We start from the raw sequence: 1,275 nt of genomic DNA on the forward strand, positions 1-1,275 counted from the left end.
TGCGGATTCCACGCTGACTCGGACACCCATTCCACGCACATCCGGACAGTGATTCCACGCTGATCCGGACACTCATTCCACGCGCATCCGGACACCGATTCCACGGCCATCCGGACACTTTCCAGGCAGGCAGCTACGCAGGATTTATTCACTACCATCGACCTCTTTTTCGAAGCGAAGAGGTCGTCGTGGAGCGTTTATCCATGCGTAAAATCCGAGAGGTGTTACGCCTCAAGTTCGACTGCGGCCTGTCCGTGCGCAAGATCGCCCGCAGCCTGGGCATTGGCCACAGCAGTGCCGGTGATTACCTCTGCCGCTTTGCCGCCAGCGGTCTCAGCTGGCCCTGTTCGTTGTCCGATGCTGAGCTGGAGCAGCAGCTATTTCCACCAGCCCCGGCGGTGCCCAGCGAGCAGCGGCCCCTGCCCGATTGGGCATGGGTGCATGCCGAACTGCGCCGCCCCGGCGTAACCCTGGCTCTGCTCTGGCAGGAGTACCGCCTGAGCCAGCCGCAGGGCTTCCAGTACAGCTGGTTCTGCGAGCACTACCGAGCCTGGCAGGGCAAGCTGGACGTGGTGATGCGCCAGGAGCACCGCGTCGGCGAGAAGCTGTTCGTCGACTACGCCGGCCAGACGGTGCCAGTGATCGACCGCCACAGCGGCGAGATCCGCCAGGCGCAGGTGTTCGTCGCAGTGCTCGGCGCGTCCAGCTACACCTTCGCCGAGGCCACCTGGTCGCAGCAGTTGCCGGACTGGCTCGGCTCGCATGTCCGCTGCTTCGCCTTTCTCGGCGGGGTGCCCGAGATCGTGGTGCCGGACAACCTGCGCAGCGCGGTGAGTAAGAGTCATCGCTACGAGCCGGACATCAACCCGAGTTACCGCGATCTGGCCGAGCACTATGGCGTGGCGGTGGTGCCAGCTCGGGCCCGTAAACCGCGCGACAAGGCCAAGGCCGAAGTTGGCGTGCAGGTGGTCGAGCGCTGGATCCTCGCCGCGCTGAGGAATCGGCAGTTCTTCTCCCTGGATGAACTCAACAGCGCCATCTCCGTGTTGCTGGAGCGGCTCAACCGACGACCGTTTCGCAAGCTGCCGGGTTCCCGGCACTCGGCCTTCGAAGCCCTGGATCGTCCGGCGCTACGGCCATTGCCGGAGCAGCCCTACGTCTATGCCGAGTGGAAGAAGGCGCGGGTGCATATCTTGTGTGGCCTTGCGATTTATGTGGCCTTCAGTCCGCGGCACGGCCTCGGCTGCGGGGTGGCGCGATCTGTAGGCCACAGAA

At 64.3% G+C, this 1,275-nt stretch carries 1 protein-coding gene; it reads left to right on the forward strand.

The window, feature by feature from the left end; genetic code table 11:
- Positions 1–203: 203 nt before the first annotated feature.
- Positions 204–1,275 (forward strand): IS21 family transposase (gene istA / locus IEG05_RS23020; protein ID WP_224742967.1); only part of this gene is annotated, 1,072 nt, incomplete at its 3' end.

The sequence above is a fragment of the Stutzerimonas kunmingensis genome (assembly GCF_014764705.1).
Taxonomy (GTDB): Bacteria; Pseudomonadota; Gammaproteobacteria; order Pseudomonadales; family Pseudomonadaceae; genus Stutzerimonas.